The sequence below is a fragment of the Thermogemmatispora argillosa genome, assembly GCF_059696725.1.
The window spans coordinates 641,404-657,227 of record NZ_AP019377.1 but is presented as its reverse complement, the minus strand read 5'-3'; the positions used below and the strand labels follow the sequence as shown (position 1 = coordinate 657,227).

At 65.5% G+C, this 15,824-nt stretch carries 7 protein-coding genes and 1 CRISPR repeat array; of the genes, 6 read left to right on the top strand and 1 reads right to left on the bottom strand.

From position 1 onward, the window contains the following. The first annotated feature begins 177 nt into the window (after positions 1–177). From drmA to thiS, 6 genes are all read left to right on the top strand, one after another. The gene (gene drmA, locus AC6H1L_RS02680) at positions 178–3,972 is read left to right on the top strand and encodes a DISARM system helicase DrmA (protein WP_497600009.1); all 3,795 of its coding nucleotides are present in this window, start codon (positions 178–180) and stop codon (positions 3,970–3,972) included. Further along, positions 3,969–5,990 carry a DrmB family protein gene (gene drmB / locus AC6H1L_RS02675; RefSeq protein WP_497600008.1) on the top strand — a complete coding sequence of 674 codons (2,022 nt, stop codon included), beginning with the start codon at positions 3,969–3,971 and terminating at the stop codon, positions 5,988–5,990. Before drmA ends, drmB begins: the two co-directional genes overlap by 4 nt. A 274-nt stretch (positions 5,991–6,264) precedes the next feature. Next, positions 6,265–7,855: a CRISPR direct-repeat array (repeat unit 37 nt; unit sequence GTTTCAATCCCAAAGCGGGACAAGCCAGTATTCCGAC). A gap of 821 nt (positions 7,856–8,676) precedes the next feature. Next, the gene (gene thiO, locus AC6H1L_RS02670) at positions 8,677–9,945 is read left to right on the top strand and encodes a glycine oxidase ThiO (protein WP_497600007.1); all 1,269 of its coding nucleotides are present in this window, start codon (positions 8,677–8,679) and stop codon (positions 9,943–9,945) included. After that, positions 9,942–10,727 carry a thiazole synthase gene (locus tag AC6H1L_RS02665; protein ID WP_497600006.1) on the top strand — a complete coding sequence of 262 codons (786 nt, stop codon included), beginning with the start codon at positions 9,942–9,944 and terminating at the stop codon, positions 10,725–10,727. The genes thiO and AC6H1L_RS02665 overlap by 4 nt, the downstream gene beginning before the upstream one ends. 25 nt (positions 10,728–10,752) lie before the next feature. Continuing rightward, entirely contained in the window at positions 10,753–11,490 is a 738-nt protein-coding gene (gene thiE, locus AC6H1L_RS02660) for a thiamine phosphate synthase (RefSeq protein WP_497600005.1), read from the top strand. A 78-nt stretch (positions 11,491–11,568) separates the two neighbouring features. Then, complete coding sequence (gene thiS / locus AC6H1L_RS02655) at positions 11,569–11,802, top strand: sulfur carrier protein ThiS (protein ID WP_497600004.1); 234 nt, start codon at positions 11,569–11,571, stop codon at positions 11,800–11,802. A gap of 392 nt (positions 11,803–12,194) precedes the next feature. Here thiS and AC6H1L_RS02650 read toward each other — a convergent pair whose 3' ends face one another. Further along, complete coding sequence (locus AC6H1L_RS02650) at positions 12,195–15,677, bottom strand: glycoside hydrolase family 3 C-terminal domain-containing protein (RefSeq protein WP_497600003.1); 3,483 nt, start codon at positions 15,675–15,677, stop codon at positions 12,195–12,197. Between the last annotated feature and the right edge of the window lie 147 nt (positions 15,678–15,824).

Below are 15,824 nucleotides of genomic sequence, written 5' to 3'. Positions count from 1 at the left end.
GAGCCGGCGTTTCTACATGAAAAGATCGTCATGTTACTCGATATATTTCCTTTCGTTAAATTGAATAGGAGGGAGTGCGGCCCACGACGCCACAGCCCGGGCCCTCCTTCACGAGCGATGGCCGGTGACCGCCTGCTGAACGGCGAGAGATGAAGCGCTCCCTCCTACACTTGCCCCATGTGCGCGGCCACGGGCCCGGTGGGCGCCGGGGCGGAGCGCGCCAGGGAGGAGGAAGACCAAGGCATGACAAGGAGCCAGCCACTGCCAGAAGAAGACGAAACGCAGCCACGACCAGAGCGGCCCGCGCCGCAGCCGGCGCGGGCCGACCTCAGCCAGCGACCGGACGAGAGCACCGCCCCGGCGCCTGCCGCCGAAGGCGCCGGCGCCCCCCAAACGGCGCGCCAGAGCGGGCCGCAGCCCGGGCCTGTCCCCACGCCCGACCAACTGCGCGACGAACTCCAGCAGCTCATCATCCGCGACCTGCTCGGACCAGCCGACGGGCCAGAAGAAGCAGTCGAAGACCAGCGCCTCAGCGAGCGCTACCTGCTCGGCGTCCTGGCCCCGCGTGGCGCCCGCACCCAGCCCGAACAACTCGACGACCGGCCCCCACTGGCCAACAGCGACGAAGAGGGCAGCGGCGAAGAAAGCACCCTCTACAGCCCCAGCCTCTGCCCCTCCTCCATCGGCCTCAGCTTCACCGTCGACGGCGGAGCCACCGCCCTGCAAATCGAAGCCGCCTGGGGCCACTACCAGCGCACCGACAGCGAGCGCCTGCCCGAGCCCCTCAACCGCGGCCGGGTCTGGAAGCGCCACCAGCGCCGGGGCAGCACCATCCTCCCCCTCCGCGTCGGCGAACTCGGCCCCTGGTCCCCCTGTGAAGAACAGCCCGACGTCCGCGTCCGCGGCCTGGCGCGGCGCATCGGCGAGCGCTGGTCTGTCTCCCTCTTCCTCGTCAACGAACAACAAGAGCCGAAGCGCCTGCCCGACCAGGCCTGGGTCTTTCAGCCCGAACTCAGCGTCAGCGCCCCCGACGGCAGCCCCATCTTTCGCCAGAGCCTCTTCGAGAGCCTGCGCTCCCCCGCGGGAAGCCAGAGCGACCCCGAAGAGCAACAAATGGCCATGCTCTACCGCAACCACCTCACCTTTGCCATCGGCCACAACGTCAGCGTCCATACCGACATCCTGCCCGGCGACCCCACGCGCGCCACGCGCCTCAGCACGTGCGTCGTCCCCGTCTACGAAGTCCGGCCCGTCGAGGCCCCCACACCCGACGAAATCCCCGAACTCAGCGGCCTCGTCCTCGACATGAAAGCCCTGGCCGAGCTGCCCGCCGAGCCCGAGGGCTACCGCGCGCGCCTGCAGCCCCTCGTCGACGCATACAGCGCCTGGATCGAGCGCCAACAAGCCAGCCTGGACGACCCCGCCAGCCGGCTCAAGCCGCACCGGCCAGCCGCCGAGCGCGCCCTGAGCGAATGCCGTCTGGCCTGCGCGCGCATCCAGGCCGGCATCGACCTGCTGACCCAGAGCGAAGAAGCCCGCCGCGCCTTCGCCTTCATGAACGAGGCCATGTGGCAGCAGCGCCTGCATAGCCAGTGGGCCGAAGCGCGGCGCCAGGGCCGGAGCGAGCCCCTGGAGAGCTACGACCGGCCCGAAGGGCGCAGTTGGCGGCCCTTCCAGCTCGCCTTCATCCTCCTCAACCTGCCGGCCCTCAGCGACCCGCGCCATCCCGAGCGCAGCACCAGCCCCGACCAGGCCGTCGCCGACCTCCTCTGGTTTCCCACCGGCGGCGGCAAAACCGAAGCCTACCTCGGCCTCACCGCCTACACCTTCGCCATTCGCCGCCTGCAAGGCACCATAGGCGGGCGCGACGGGCAGCACGGCGTTGCCGTCCTCATGCGCTACACCCTGCGCCTCCTCACCCTGCAACAATTCCAGCGCGCCGCCGCCCTCGTCTGCGCCTGCGAACTCATCCGCCGGCGCGACCCCGAGCGCTGGGGGCAGGTCCCTTTCCGCCTGGGCCTCTGGGTTGGCCAGCGCACCACCCCCAACACCACCGAACAGAGCCAGGAAGCCGTCAACCAGGCCCACAGCCGCCAGCACCTCGGCAGCCTGGGCGGCATCGGCAGCCCGCACCAGCTCCTTACCTGCCCCTGGTGCGGCAGCCCCATCGACCACAACCGCCACATCCGCGTCGAACCCGCAAGCAGCGCCCGCGGGCGCACCATCATCTACTGCGGCGACGACCTGGGGCGCTGCCCCTTCTCCCAGCGCCACAGCGCCCGCGAAGGGCTGCCCGTCCTGGTCGTCGACGAAGAGATCTATCGCCAGCCGCCGGCTCTGCTCATCGCCACCGTCGACAAATTCGCGCAGCTCCCCTGGCGCGGCGCCACCCAGACCCTCTTTGGCCAGGTCAAAAAGCACTGCCAGCGGCATGGCTTCTGGACGCCGGACCTGCCGGACCGCGACCAGCATCCCGCCGTCAACAAAGGCCCATACGCCCCCCTGCCGGCGGCGCGCAGCCAGGAGCATCCGCCCCTGCGCCCGCCCGACCTCATCATCCAGGACGAACTACACCTGATCTCTGGCCCGCTCGGCTCCCTGGTCGCCCTCTACGAGAGCCTCATCGACCGGCTCTGCACCTGGGAAATCGCCGGCCAGCGCATCCGGCCCAAAGTCGTCGCCGCCACCGCCACCGTCCGGCGGGCCAACGAACAGATCCATGCCCTCTTCCTGCGCCGGGCCTGCGTCTTCCCGCCCGCCGGCCTCAACGCCGAAGACAACTTCTTCGCCCGCCAGCGCCCGGACCGGCCCGGGCGGCGCTACCTGGGCATCTGCGCCAGCGGGCGCCGGCTCAAAGCCGTCCTCATCCGCGTCTATGTCGCCTGCCTGGCGGCGGCCCAATACCTCTACGAGCGCTACGGCCCCAGCGTCGACCCCTGGATGACCCTCGTCGGCTACTTCAACTCCATGAACGAGCTGGGCGGCATGCGGCGCCTCGTAGAGGATGACGTCCGCTCGCGCCTGGGGCACATGGACCGGCGCGGCCTGGCCCGGCGTCGCCCGCCTGTCCTCGAAGAACTCACCTCGCGCAAAAGCTCGGTCGACATCCCCAAGGTCCTGGAGCAGCTAGAGCGGCCCTTTGGCGCCGCGGACGGAAGAGCCGAGCGGCAGCCCATCGATGTCCTGCTGGCCACCAACATGCTCTCGGTCGGCGTAGACATCAAGCGCCTGGGCCTGATGGTCGTCAGCGGCCAGCCCAAAACCACCGCCGAATACATCCAGGCCACCAGCCGGGTCGGGCGCGCCGCCCCCGGCCTGGTCTGCGTCGTCTTCAACTGGTCGCGCCCGCGCGACCTCTCGCACTACGAAGCCTTCGAGCACTACCACGCCACCTTTTACCGCCAGGTCGAAGCCCTCTCCGTCACGCCCTTCGCTGCGCGCGCCCTGGACCGCGGCCTGACGGCCCTACTGGTGAGCTACGTGCGCCTGCTCGGCGACGAATTCAACGACAACGGCGGGGCCCAGCGCGTCAGCCAGGACAATTACCGCCTGGCCTTCCAGCGCTACATCAAAGCTGCCCTCAACGAGCTGCCGGCACGAGCGCGGGCCGTCACTGGCGACGAGCGCTGCGGCAAACTCGTTGAAGAAATGCTGCGCCAGCGTATCGAGGCCTGGCAGCGGGAGGCGCGCGAGCGAGAAGGTACCGGCTCGCGGCTCGGCTACAGCGACCAGACGAGCGAGCAGTGGATCGGCCTGCTCAAGCATGCCGGCCGCGGCCCCTGGACCATCTTTAGCTGCCTGGACTCCCTGCGCGACGTAGAGCCGACGGTCAAACTCATTCTCGACGAAAGCGAGCCGATCAGCGAGGCCGGAGCCGGAGCCGGAGCCGGCAACGAGAGCCAGGCCGCAGGGGAGCAGGCTGGCGGCGGCGACGACCCATCCTTGTCGACAGGAGGAGCAACTGAGGTATGAATGGCACGGAATCATGGCAAACCAGCCCAGGCTTGCAGCCGGCGCGCGGGGGGGCGGGAACGAGGGCAGGAACTGGGGCGGGCAAGAAGCGCAATCTACGCCAGAGCGTCGGCGAACTGCGTCCCAGCCAATTTCTCTTCACCTACGGAGTGGGGGCCATCGTCGACCTGCCCTATCTCTCCGTCCTGGTCATGGGGCTAGAGGACTGGGAGAGCCTGCTGCCCTATGACAAGCCGGGCGGCATCGAATTCATACATGAAAAGCGGCTGCTCGAATCCGTAAAAGCCGTACTGGGGCCGCAAGTAGAGCGCCTGCAGGCCCTGCCGCGCGCGCCCGAAGACGGCGGTTCCCCCAACCCCTTTGACCCCAGCCAACTGGTCGGCATTCCCGTCACGCCCTTCCCGCGCTGGCTGCTCTGCCCGACCTGTCGGACGCTGGCCTCAATCAAATCGGGCCTCTTCTCCCTGCGGGCCAACCTCTTCCACCCCGACCGTTCGCGCTACGTCCACACCCACTGTCCCAAGAGCAAGAAGTCGCCGACGGCAGTGCCAGCGCGCTTCCTGATCGCCTGTCGCAACGGGCACCTGGACGACTTTCCCTGGCACTATTACGTTCACCAGGGGAAGCCGTGCCCCCAGGCGCGTTTCAAACTCATCGAAATGGGGGTCAGCGGCGAAGTCACCGATGTGCAGATCCGCTGCGAGGAATGTGAGACCTGGAAGCCGATGTCTGACGCCTTTGGAACCGAAGCGAGCAAATACCTGCCGCCCTGTCCCGGACGGCATCCGCATCTGCGCCAGAGCGAAGACTGCGGCGAAGCGCCGCGCGCCATTCTGCTGGGGGCCTCCAATAGCTGGTTCCCGCTCCTGCTCTCCACCCTGGCCGTCCCTGAAGTTCAGGACCCGCTAGAGGAGCTGGTCATCCGCTACTGGGCGCTGCTCTCCAAGACGGCCAGCGAGCGAGAGATAGCCCTCTTGCGCAGCATTGGCCAGCTTGCAGGTCCTCTGGAGGCCTATGACGACGGACAGATCTGGGAAGTCGTGGCGCGGCGTCAGCGAGCGCAGGAGGAGGCGGAGGCGAGCGGCGAGAACCAGGCTGCCCGGCCCTCGTTGCTCAAAGTACCGGAGTGGCGGGTCCTGAGCCAGCCGCAGGAGGCGCCCGACGTCGACGACTTTCGGCTCAGGCCCGTCGAGGTACCGGAGGGCTATGGAGGAGTGCTGGCGCGGGTAGTCTTAGTTGAGCGCCTGCGCGAGGTGCAGGCCATGATCGGCTTTACGCGCATCGAGGCCCCTGATGAGCTACTGGATCTGCGAGCCAGCAGTGCCCAGAGCAAGCCGGAGCGGGTGCATCTGACGCGCCAGGCGCCGCGCTGGGTGCCGGCCATTGAGGTGCGGGGAGAGGGCATCTTTCTCCAGCTTTGGGAGGAGCCGCTGAGGCGCTGGGAGGAGCGGCTGATGGGCAGCGTCTATGCGCGCGACTTTATCAGGGCGCATAGCGAGTGGCGGCAGCGGCATGGGTTGCTAGCTGATCCGGTCACCTTCCCGGGCTTGCGCTATGTCTTGTTGCACTCGCTGGCCCATGCGCTCATTCGTCAGTTGACCCTGGAGTGTGGCTATGGGGCGGCCAGCATTCGCGAGCGGATCTATGCCCTGGAGCCAGAGGATGAGCATGGGCCGATGGCGGGCATTCTGCTCTATACGGCGGCCCCCGACAGCGAGGGGACGTTGGGGGGGCTGGTCAGTCTGGGGGAGCCGGCGCAGCTTGGGCGGCACTTGCGTGCGGCTTTGGAGCATATGCAGATCTGTACGTCGGACCCGCTTTGTGCCGAGCATGGGGCATTGGGCGATGGTTCGCTCCATCAGGCGGCCTGTCATGCCTGTTTGTTTCTGCCCGAGACCTCGTGTGAGCGGGGCAACAAGTATCTGGATCGCAGTGTGCTGGTGCCGACGATTGTGCCGGAGCGGGCGGGGCTGGCCTTCTTTGGGGAGCTTTTCCCTGAGCTATTGACGGGCCAGTGAGTAAGTGAGTTGGCGCGTGAGAGTGAGTGAGTAATAAGTAAGTAAGAGAACAGATCGGGCCAGGTAGTCCGTGCGGGCGCGCTTCAGGCTCGGGAGCCTGGCCTGATCTGTTTGTTCTCTGAAGGGGTTCTGCTGTCGTTCCCTCGTTCAAGTCCTTCTTTCTGGCTGGCTTGTTTTCTTTCCTCCCTTGCTTCCTCTTGCTTTCAGCCCTAGACGAGCAGAACAAGCCTTCCGACCTGTCGCTATGCGCTTCCAGAGGCTGCTTATGACCCTGGATTCAAACCCCAAGCGGGACAAGCCAGTGTTCCGACTGTCATAGCATCAGCCGACCATATCCTTCCTGGGGTGTTTCAAACCCCAAGCGGGACAAGCCAGTATTCCGACCGCCATGCAGCCTTTGCAAACGTCTATTGCTACGCTCGGTTTCAAACCCCAAGCGGGACAAGCCAGTATTCCGACCACGACAACAATAGCCGCAACTACCCACATGGTTATGTTTCAAACCCCAAGCGGGACAAGCCAGTATTCCGACTTTGACTTCTTTCGGTTGCTCTGGCAGGTCGATGGTTTCAAACCCCAAGCGGGACAAGCCAGTATTCCGACCTCGAATAGCCCGAAGCTGACCTGAAGAAACAAGCCTGTTGTTTCAAACCCCAAGCGGGACAAGCCAGTATTCCGACTGTCAGCAAATTCCCTGCGCATTGACGAACGCAACCCAGGTTTCAAACCCCAAGCGGGACAAGCCAGTATTCCGACTCTGCAGCATGGTTAGCAGCGCGATTGGCTGCTCGGTTTCAAACCCCAAGCGGGACAAGCCAGTATTCCGACCCTGCTCGTGCCCAACCCTCGTGCCCAGCCCTCATGCCGTTTCAATCCCCAAGCGGGACAAGCCAGTATTCCGACAGGGAAGATCCGGTTTAGGGTCTCCGAGACATGGGTGTTTCAATCCCAAAGCGGGACAAGCCAGTATTCCGACACGCTAGGAGCGTCCCTTCCGTTGCGTCCTCCATATGTTTCAATCCCAAAGCGGGACAAGCCAGTATTCCGACACCGTGACTGTGCAACTCTACGCCAAAGACTGGTCGTTTCAATCCCAAAGCGGGACAAGCCAGTATTCCGACTTGTAGTGGAGGATGAGGGCACGACACGAGAGATGCTGTTTCAATCCCAAAGCGGGACAAGCCAGTATTCCGACGCCCGGCAGCAATTTCATCGATTCTTTGACATCTGAGTTTCAATCCCAAAGCGGGACAAGCCAGTATTCCGACACGCTAGGAGCGTCCCTTCCGTTGCGTCCTCCATATGTTTCAATCCCAAAGCGGGACAAGCCAGTATTCCGACCATCTCCCCCCGGCGGACCAACCTCCTGCCAGAGTGCCCAGTTTCAATCCCCAAGCGGGACAAGCCAGTATTCCGACCTCGATTCTGCGGCGGTGGCCGTTGGGCAACTTGTCGGTTTCAATCCCCAAGCGGGACAAGCCAGTATTCCGACCCATTGCATCCGCAAGCCCTCCTCCTCTCTCTCTCGAAGTTTCAATCCCAAAGCGGGACAAGCCAGTATTCCGACCGAGGTAACAGCGTTCGGAAACCAGTGGAAGCTGCAACGTTTCAATCCCAAAGCGGGACAAGCCAGTATTCCGACTCGGCCGCCTCGCCGCTGCCGGTGGTACAGTCTGGGGTTTCAATCCCAAAGCGGGACAAGCCAGTATTCCGACCCGGACAAGAAGCAGGAGCCGGCGGCGAAGAAGGCCGCGTTTCAATCCCAAAGCGGGACAAGCCAGTATTCCGACTGGATTCTCTCTTCTTCTGCCAGGATCGGGATGAGCGGGTTTCAATCCCAAAGCGGGACAAGCCAGTATTCCGACGGTACCCTCTCTAGAGTAGCATCTGGAGCGGCCCCAGTCAAGCCTTTGCGATGATCCCAAAAAAACGGTCAGTAGTGACCGCATTTGAGCGGTAATGATGCCAGCCAGAATCGACCTGGCGCCGCTGCTCAAGCCATTCGATGATCGCTACGTGAAAAGCCGGGAACCGCGATCCTCGCAGCGAACGGCATCAGCGACAAAAGAGGCACGACCTCCGAACCTGGCTGGCCCCAAAAGACCAGCGCGCCGCCCTTGAAGAGCTAGCGCACAGCACAAAGTGAGACTGCTGTACAGCATGCAGTATTGCTTGCCAGACTACAGACAAAGAGAACAGCTCTTCTGGCGTCCACCGCCCGCGCTGCAAGAGAGCAGAGCGGACAGCGCGGGCGAGCCTTGGGCCGTCCATACCAACCCTCCGGCTGGTGACAGGAGGCGAGCATATGGTATCATCTCTGTGTAGCAGGTAGACAGAGAGATAACCAACGGCCTGCCCTGCCCCTCCTGACTGCAAGCCGTGCGTGGCGGAGAGAGAACACGGCCAGGGCCAGGAAGGAGCACAGGCCAGCAAGGAAGGAAGCGAGGGGAGTCCGGAGAGCCGGGCTGAGAGTGCGACCCTGCAATGTCGCAGACCCTGCAGCAGACACCTGATCTGGATCATACCAGCGGAGGGAACGCTTTCTTTCTCCCACCAGCTCCGCTGCCCGACGACTGTGCAGGTCGCGCAGCCGGAGCGCGTCGACAAGAAGCCGTTTCCCGGCCCGTCTGGGGAAGCGGCCTTTTTTTATGGGGCCGCCTGTTCAAGGAAGAGAAAGGCAAAGCCTATGCAACGGCGAACCTATGACGTTGTGGTAGTTGGAGCGGGCATCGTCGGCAGCGCCACAGCCTACCATCTGGCGCGGGCCGGGCAGCGTGTCGCCCTGCTGGACCGCAGCGGCGTCGCTGCCGAAGCCTCAGACGCCGGGGCCGGCATGCTCACGCCCCTGGCCGAGGCCGGCGCCAGCGACCTGAGCGATCCCCTCTTGCGTCTCGGCCTGGCCGGCCTGAGCCACTACGAGACCCTCGCAGCCCAGCTAGAGCGCGAAACCGGCATGTGGGCCGGCCTTGTCCATCTACCGACCCTCTATCCCGCCTTCGACGACCAACAGGCCGAGGCCCTGCGTCGCGACCTGGCCGCCCTGCAGACCCTGCGCCCCGAGCTGCGCTGGCTGGAAGCCGACGAAGTCCGCCAGCGCGAACCGCTCCTGGCTCGCCACGTACGCGGGGCCATTCTCTCGCCCGCCGAAGGCAACGTCGCCATCGGCCACCTCACACGCCTGCTCGTGCGCGCCGCACAACTGCACGGCGCTGAACTGCTGGCCCCCCGCAGCGCCCTGGCCCTGCTCTGGGACGGCGCCCGCGTCCAGGGCGTTCTAACCGAAGAGGACCCCATCGAAGCCCCCCATGTCGTCCTGGCGACTGGCGCCTGGAGCAGCGCCTGGTCTGATCGTGACCAGCAGGCGGGCATCGTCTTCCCGCTCAAAGGCCAGCTTCTGGCCCTGCGTCCCAGCGGCCAGCCCCTGCGCCACACCATCTACGCTGGTCCCCTGGGCTATCTGGTGCCCAAAGCCGACGGCAGCGTCTTTGTCGGGGCCACCTCCGAGCGGCGCGGCTTCGACAAAACGCCGACCGCTGGCGGCCTGATCCAGCTCCTGGAGGTCGTGCAACGGGTGGCCCCTGCCCTGAAAGAGGCCGCCGTTGAACGCACCTGGGCCGGCCTGCGGCCCGTCTCTGTTGATGGCCTGCCCTTCATCGGCGAGGCGCCCAGCAGCCCCGGCCTCTGGCTGGCCGTCGGACACGGGCGAGTCGGCGCCATCACTGGACCTGTCACCGGCTTCATCATCGCCGAACTGATCCAGGGGCGGCCCGTTCCCTACGATCTCGACCTGCACCCCTTTGCCCCCGAGCGCCTCGGCTCCTGGCGCCGCCGGCTTGCTCCCTTCAGCGAGGCCGAGGCCGCGAGCCGCCAGCTCGAACTGTTCAGCCAGCCTTCCAGCCAGGCCAGCCAAACTGTCGCCCAACAAGACCAAGCAGACAGGAGAGAACGACCATGACAGAGGACCTGCTCACCATTGGCTCACGGACCTTCCGCTCCCGGCTCCTGCTGGGCACGGGCAAGTACCGCAGCTTTGAAGAGATGCGGGAGAGCCTGGAGGCCAGCGGCACCGAAGTCGTCACTGTGGCCCTGCGCCGCCTGGACCTCTCGCGTCCCGGGCAGCCGACGCTGCTCGACTATCTCGACACCGAGCGCTACACCATTCTGCCGAATACCGCCGGCTGCAAGACCGCCGAGGAGGCCATTCAGATCGCCCACCTGGCGGCGGCGATGGGCCTGCCACGCTGGGTTAAGCTAGAGGTCATTCCCGATCCCGACTATCTCTTGCCTGACCCCGTCGCCACCCTGGAAGCCACGCGCCAGCTCGTCAGAGAGGGCTTCGAGGTCCTGCCCTACATCAACGCCGATCCCGTCCTGGCCCGGCGCCTACAGGATGCCGGGGCCGTCACCGTCATGCCCCTCGGCTCGCCCATCGGCTCCGGTCAGGGGCTGCTCAACCTGCCACAGATCCAGATCATCATCGAACAGGCGCGCGTTCCCGTGATCGTCGACGCCGGCATCGGCGCCCCCTCGGACGCCGCTTTTGCGATGGAACTGGGGGCCGCAGCCTGCCTGATCAATACCGCCGTCGCCCAGGCCGGCAACCCCGTCCTGATGGCGCGCGCCATGAAGCTGGCCATCGAAGCCGGACGAGCCGCCTTCCTGGCCGGGCGCATCCCACGTCGTCCCCAGGCCGTGCCCAGCAGCCCCCTGACCGGCCTGGTCGGCAGCCCATCCTGAGCGAGCAGAAGAGCGAGAGCGGTATATGTCAGAAGAGAGAGCATCAGAAGCAGGAGGAGAACGAACAGCGGGCCTGCCCCTGGGAGAGAGGCCGCTGCTCTGTCTGGTCACCGACGAGCGGCATCCGGCCCTGGTGGATATCGCGCGCCAGGCCCTGGAGGCGGGGATCGATCTCCTCCAGCTACGCGGTCCGGGGCTGTCGGCGGCCCAGCTCTACGAGCTGGCGACCATCCTGGGGCCGCTGGCGCGCCAACACGGTGCTCGCCTGATCATTAACGACCGCCTCGATGTGGCCCTGGCTGTTGGCGCCGACGGCGTCCAGCTCGGCAGGCGCTCGCTGCCGCTGGCCGTCGCCCGCGCCCTGCGGCAGCGCTGTGGTCAATCCTTGCTGCTCGGGGCCTCGGTCCACTCGCTGGCCGAAGCGGAAGAGGCGGTCGCCTCCGGCGCCGATTATCTGCTGGCCGGCACCATCTTCCCCTCACCTTCCCATCCTGGTGAGAGTGGGGCCGGCCCCGCGCTGATTCGCCAACTGCGCGCCCGCTGGCCCCGACTTCCGCTCCTGGCCATCGGCGGACTGAGCGCTGCCAACGCCGCCCAGGTCATCGCCGCCGGCGCCGACGGGATCGCCGTTATCTCGGCGATCTACAGCGCCGCCTCTGTGGCCCAGGCCGTGGATGCGCTGCGCCAGGCTCTGGCCGCCGGCAACCAGGCCCGCCGGCAGCCAGGCCCGCCGGTGGCTGCCTATAACAGCCAGGCGACCTGAAAGCCAGCCAAACAAAAGAGCAAGCAAACAAGCAAGCAAGAAAGAAAGAAAGAAAGAAAGGAGGAGACACCTGGACCAATGGCAGAAGATGCTGCGTCCCAGGCGGAACTGATGACCATCGTCGCGAACGGCCAGCCCTGGCATGTCCCGCGCGAGAGCACCATCGCCGACTTTCTGGGGCGGCTCGCCCTGACGCCGGGCCGCGTTGTCGCCATGCTCGACGGCGTCATTGTGCCGCGCGAGCGCTTCGCGGAAACCCGCCTGCGTGAAGGCTGTCGCCTGGAGCTGGTCACGATGGTCGGCGGCGGCTGAGCGGCTAAGCCCCGCCTCGCTCTGAGGTGGGGCCGCCTGTGATGGCTGGGAGCCTGACGGCGCCGGCTCCAGATACCTCACGTGCCTCATCGCGCGTCGCTGCCACCTTCCTCCCCAGAAATGCGACTATGCCAACGAAGGAGGAGCTAAGGAGGACCGCCGTAGACATGAGATGGGGAGCGCTGACGCGAAGCTCTCACCTGGGACTGGTCACCATCGCCAGCGGGCGGCTGAACCGGAGCCGTGGCCGCAGCGCAGAGAGCAAGCAAAGAAACTGGCGCGGCTCGCCCCCCGGGGGAGAAGGAGCAAGACCGCGCCAGCCTATCTCAGACGCGGGCCGCGGAGCCGTCGCGCGCCCGGCCCAGCGCTCCCGCGTGGAGTCGGCCCCCTCCTTAGCTGGCCGCTGCGGCGAAGAGATGCAGGTTACTATTGGTCGGCAAGATCAGATAGGCCACCGGCTTGCCGGCCTGCAGCGGCAGCGCCGTATAGTAGACGCTCACCGCATGAGGGCCAAGCGTATCGCCGGGCGGACGGTTCCAGTGATCCGCCGTCGCCAGCAACTCATCGCCCGGAGCTGGCTGGTTGGCATACCAATCAGCCAGCGTCAGCGTAGCCTGCTGCTGCGACCCATCGCTGTAAACGATCGTCAGCGTGCCGCTCTGGGTTCCGAAGGCCGCCGCCCCTAGAAAGGCCAGCTTTGTACCCTGGGCCGAGAAGGCGATCACCTGTCCCTGGGTACGCACATTATCGGGCTGCCCAGGCGGCACATTGGGCCAGGTGAACGTAACCCCAGCGTGGGTTACCGTCGCCCCCGGCGTCAACCCGACCGCCGCCAGCGCCTGAGCCGAATAGCTATAGCCGCCGCCGTCGAAATTGCCCGCCGAGGGATTGCTATCATCGCTGATGCCCACATTGTTGTAGGCTGCCGCCAGCGACGGATAGGGAACCGTCAGGCTGGCTGAAGCCTGCACGCGTCCCGGCCCGTCCGCGCTCACAAAGCTGGCACTCGCCTGCAGACTATAGCTGCCCGGCGCCGTGCCCGCCGGGGCCGTCACCTGCCAGCGCGTCCGCACCGTCTGGCCGGCTCCTACCCTGGCGAACGTACTCGGACTCAGCGCGCGCACCTGCCAGCCCTGGGGAACCTGCAGCCCCAGCCGCACCGCCTGAGCCGTCAGGTCCCCGCCGTTCGTAAAGCTCGTCTCAATCCACTCACTTTCACCGGCGGCCAGCCACTGCGGCGCCTGCACGCTGACGTAGCGCGGACCGTTCGTCACGCGCACCGTGAAGCTGCCCCGCAGGCGGATATCGCGCGACGACGACCCCACCTGCACCGAGTAGGTCCCATCCTGGACAACCCAGGTATGGGCGTGCACGTCCCAGTACGAGAGATCGCGCGGATTCAGCTCAAAATGCACGTGCTTCGTCTGACCGGGCTGCAGAAAGACTTTCTGGAAGCCCTTCAACTGGCGCGGCGGCTCCGGCACATTCGTCGCTGGGATGCCGACGTAGAGCTGCACCACCTCGGCCCCAGCGCGCCGCCCCGTATTCGTCACATCCAGATCGACGGCAATCCGGCTGCGATAGTCCGCCTGCGTCGGCGTCACCCGCAGGTGGCTGTACCGGAAAGTAGTATAGGAGAGGCCATAGCCGAAGGGAAAGAGCGGCACAATACCGCGCTCATCATAATAACGGTAGCCAACAAAGACCCCCTCCGAATAGTCGGCCTGATCGTTGATACCCGGATATTGCGCCGGCGTACTGGCCGGCAGATCGCTGGCCGAGCGCGGGAAAGTCATCGGCAGCTTCCCCGCCGGATTGACATCGCCGAAGAGCACCGCCGCAATCGCGTTGCCATCCTCCTGGCCGGGATACCAGGCCTCCAACAGCGCCGGCACCTGGTCGACCCACGGCATCAGCACCGGCCCACCCGTATTGAGCACCACAATCGTATGGGGGTTGGCCTGAGCCACGGCCTCGATCAACTGATCCTGGGCCCCCGGCAGCTCCAGGCTGCTGCGGTCGGAGCCTTCCGACTCCACATCGTTGACAAAGACAATGGCCACGTCCGAGCTTCGCGCCAGCTCCACCGCCTGCGAGAGGAGTGCATTCTCCTGGCCTGGAATGCTCCAGCCCAAGGCCACATTGCTCGCGCCGCCGTTCTGATAGTACTCGACGCGAATGGCATAAGGCTGGCCTGCCGTCAACTGGATAGTAGCCGTCTCGGTGGTCGTCGCCTGATCGCGCCAGTTATCGATCAAGAGCTGGTTATTAATGTAGAGCCGGCTACCATCGTCGCTCGTCAGCGAGAACGTGTACGTTCCGCTCACCGGCGGCGTCAGGGTGCCAGTCCAGCGGACCGACCATTGCGTGGCTGGCACGCCCGGACCCGGCGACTGGCCGTTCCAGTCAAAATTGATCTGGCTGTCAACGCGCGTCAGCACCGGACTGCCCGAGAGCGTCATATTGTTAAAGTATTCGCCCAGCAAGCCCTGACCGCTGCCCGAAGGCGGCGTCAGATACTGAGCCTCGACCGGCGGCAGCGTGCCGGTCGTCGTAATGCCCTGGGCGTAGCGCACCGTCACCCCGCTCCCGGCGCGCTGCGTAATGCCCTGCAACGGCGTCACCACATAGGGCGGGATCACATGCGCGCTGCCGCCACCGGTCACCTGGGGAGAGAGCGAGGCATCGGGACCGATCACCGCAATGGAGTGGATCTTGTTCGTATCGAGCGGCAGCAACTGGCCATCGTTCTTCAGCAGGACCGTGCCGGCCTCAGCGGCTTCGCGGGCCAACTGCGCATGCTGGGCGTTGGTCACCGTCGCATTCGGGCTGCCGGTCGTCGGATAATCGAAGAGGCCGATTGCGAACATCGTACGCAGAATACGATGCACCGCCTCATCGATCGTCGCCATGCTTACCTGCCCGTTGAGTACCGCCTGCTTCAGAGCGGCGCCAAAGTAGGTGCTGTCCGGCATCTCCATATCGAGGCCCGCCGTAATGGCGGCTACCGTGCTGTGGGTCGCCCCCCAGTCCGACATGACGAAGCCTGGAAAGCCAAAGGTCCCCTTGAGGGTCGTGGCGAGCAGATAGGGGTTCTCACAAGCGTAGACGTTGTTGACCTTATTATAGGAGCACATCACCGCGCCGACGCCGCCCTGCTTGACGGCATACTCGAAGGCCGTCAAATAGATCTCATGCAGGGTACGCTCATCGACATTGGCGCTCACCGTCGTGCGATGGTACTCCTGATTATTGGCCGCGTAGTGCTTGACGGTCGCGATAACATGCTGGCTCTGGATGCCCTGAATATCGGCGCTGGCCAGCATCGCCGTCAGATAGGGGTCCTCGCCCAGCGTCTCGAAACTGCGGCCCCACTGCGGATTACGCAAAATATTGACCGTTGGCGCCAGGGCCACATTGGCCCCTTTCCCCCATTCCTCGCTACCGAGGTCCTGGCCGTACCGGCGCATCAGGCTTGTATCCCAGCTTGCCGCCAGCGCCTCGGGCGCTGGGAAGGCGGTCACGCCCGTCATTCCGTCGGCGACCCCGGCGGGGCCATCCTCCAGGCCGAGGGCCGGAATACCCAGGCGCGTATTGGCCGGAATGTAGCCCACATAGCTACCACCGGACCAGCCATGCAGCATGGCGATCTTTTCATCAAGCGTCATCTGGGCCAGGAGCAGATCAGCGCGCCGGTCGGGCGAAAGCGTGCGGTTCATCCAGGGGCGAGCCGTGGCGGCGGTCCGCGCCTGGACTCCTGGCACAGCGGGGGAGAGGCTCCACAAACCGAGCAAGAGCAGCGTTAGTAGCAGAGTCAGCAGCGTTCTGCGCGCCATCCTGGCGCCATCTGGCAGTCCAAGGTATCGGTATCGCATCTAGCACGCTCCTTCGTCGGCAGACTGAGCCAGAGAAGAGAAGACACTCAGCGTTGCGTGCTCTGGCACCCTTGTTGATCAGCCAGCCCCACGCCTGCGAGCCGCGACAGCGCGGCGACAGCGCGGCGGCGACAGGCGACAGGCGAG